The organism is Intrasporangium chromatireducens Q5-1 (assembly GCF_000576575.1).
GTDB lineage: Bacteria > Actinomycetota > Actinomycetes > Actinomycetales > Dermatophilaceae > Intrasporangium_A > Intrasporangium_A chromatireducens.
In genome coordinates this window covers 1-2229 of record NZ_AWQS01000407.1, presented here as the reverse complement: position 1 = coordinate 2229, position 2229 = coordinate 1, and the positions used below count along the sequence as shown (strand labels likewise).

The window sequence follows — 2229 nt, the reverse complement described above, 5'->3', positions numbered from 1 at the left end:
ATCGAGAAGCTCAAGGGCCACCCGCTCTTCGCCCACGTCACGCTGACGCGGAGCGAGCGGAGCCCGATCGCCGCCCTCGTGACGGACCTGTTGGAGGGGGTCGAGGCCTGAGCTGAGGGTCACTCGCGGGCTCCGGGGGCACCGGCCACCGGGAGCCCGCGAGTGACCGAGCGGTGCCCACCGAGCGCTCTCGCACGGCTCGCAGGGCGGCGTCGGTTTGCCATCTGGGCCGATGGCTGGCACCGTGGGTGACCGATATGTCTCGACTTGGTAACGGCAGGTTTGACCGTCGTCGCTGCCAGGACCATCCCTCCACCTGACCCCCAGGGTGCCGCCTGACCGGCGGCCCCCGAGGAAGGCACCAACCGACCCATGGCCCGATACGCAGGACGGCACCGCTCCCTGGCAGCGCCGGCACCAGAGGCTGCCCGCGCCCAGCACCACCACTCCGCGCCGAAGCGGCGCGTGGCCCGGCCCCTCGTGGCGGCCGGGCTCGCGCTCGGGCTCGGGCTGACCGCGATCGGGTATGCCGCTGCCACCGGGCTGGGCTCCGGGGACGCCGCCTTCGTCGTCGGTGACGGCCTCGCCGCACAGACCGAGGAGCTGGCCCGCACGTCCGTCGTCGACACGGCCTACCGCGCCGCGGCCTCCGTGTCGCGCAACGAGCGCCGCACCGCGATCGCCGCCGCGGGGGTCGACACCGCCAAGCAGGTCGAGGCCAAGGCCAAGGTCGAGCCGCCAAGAAGGCCAAGGCCGTCGCCGAGGAGCGGAAGCGTCAGGCCGCCGAGGCCGCCAAGGCGGCGGCCATCGCCGAAGCCCGCGAGAACCCCCGCGCCGCCGCCCGCGTCCTCATGGCCGACCACGGCTGGACGAGCGACGCCCAGTACAACTGCCTCGTCAACCTCTGGAACGGCGAGAGCGCGTGGAACTTCACCGCGACGAACCAGAGCTCCGGCGCCTACGGCATCCCGCAGTCCCTGCCCGGCAGCAAGATGGCCAAGTTCGGCAACGACTGGCGCACCAACCCGGTCACGCAGCTCAAGTGGGGCCTCTGGTACATCGAGCAGTCCTACGGCAACCCGTGCAACGCGTGGTCGTTCTGGCTCTCGAAGAGCCCGCACTGGTACTGAGCCGGATCTTGCGCAGCCGGTCCCGGCCTACCTTGTTAGATCTTCCGTAGTCGGACCCGGCGGACCGAGTGGTGCTTGTCCTTGGACAGCACCAGGGTCGCGCGCGAGCGGGTCGGCAGGATGTTCTCGACCAGGTTCGGGCCGTTGATCTCGCGCCAGATGCGGTTCGCCGTGCCGACCGCCTCATCGTCCGACAGGGCGGCGTACCGGTGGAAGTACGAGTTCGGGTCGGCGAACGCGGTCTCCCGCAGCCGGAGGAACCGGTCGACGTACCAGGTCCGCACGTCGTCGACCCAGGCGTCGACGTAGACGGAAAAGTCGAAGAAGTCGCTGACCGCCATGCCGGTTCCGCGCACCGGGTGGACCATCGGGGCCTGCAGCACGTTGAGGCCCTCGACGATGAGCACGTCGGGCTGGCGCACGACGATCCGCTCGTCGGGCACGATGTCGTAGGTCAGGTGCGAGTAGACCGGCGCGCACACCTCGGCCTTGCCGGCCTTGACATCGGCCACGAACCGCAGCAGCGCCCGCCGGTCGTAGGACTCGGGAAAGCCCTTGCGCTGCATGAGTCCCCGGCGCTCGAGCTCGGCGTTCGGGAGCAGGAAGCCGTCGGTCGTGACGAGCTCGACCCGCGGCGTGTCGGGCCACCGGGCCATCAGCTCGCGCAGGATCCTCGCCGTCGTCGACTTGCCGACCGCGACGGAGCCGGCGACGCCGACGACGAACGGTGTCTTGGCCGGGCGCTCGCCGAGGAAGTCGGTCGTCACCTGGTGCAGCTGCTTCGTGCCTGCCACATAGAACAGGAGCAGCCGGGACAGCGGCAGGTAGACCTCCTCGACCTCGCGCAGGTCGACCCGGTCGCCGAGGCCCTGGAGCCGGGCGAGGTCGGCGGCGTCGAGGCTGAGCGGGTGGTTCTCGCGCAGCCGCGACCACGCGGTGCGGTCGAGCTCGACGTAGAGCGACGGCATGGAGCCGTTCGCTCCGTTCGCTCCGTTCGGGGCAGGGGGCACGGCAGCATTGTTGCGGACCCGCACCCTCTGCACGTCGTGGGACCGGTCACACCACGCCACCGAGCGGTATGCCGCTCAGCCGGCTGAGC

General features: G+C 71.0%; 3 protein-coding genes. 1 reads left to right on the top strand and 2 read right to left on the bottom strand.

The window, feature by feature from the left end; genetic code table 11:
* Positions 1-632: 632 nt before the first annotated feature.
* Entirely contained in the window at positions 633-863 is a 231-nt protein-coding gene (locus tag N864_RS24910; RefSeq protein ID WP_155893061.1) for a hypothetical protein, read from the bottom strand.
* On the opposite strand from N864_RS24910, the gene N864_RS21680 reads away from it, so the two are divergent.
* A complete protein-coding gene (locus N864_RS21680; RefSeq protein ID WP_051518918.1) occupies positions 852-1130 on the top strand; it encodes an aggregation-promoting factor C-terminal-like domain-containing protein in 279 nt (92 codons plus the stop codon). The genes N864_RS24910 and N864_RS21680 overlap by 12 nt on opposite strands.
* 35 nt (positions 1131-1165) lie before the next feature.
* Here the strand turns inward: N864_RS21680 and coaA are convergent, their stop codons facing one another.
* A complete protein-coding gene (coaA, locus tag N864_RS21675) occupies positions 1166-2098 on the bottom strand; it encodes a type I pantothenate kinase (RefSeq protein ID WP_034722362.1) in 933 nt (310 codons plus the stop codon).
* Between the last annotated feature and the right edge of the window lie 131 nt (positions 2099-2229).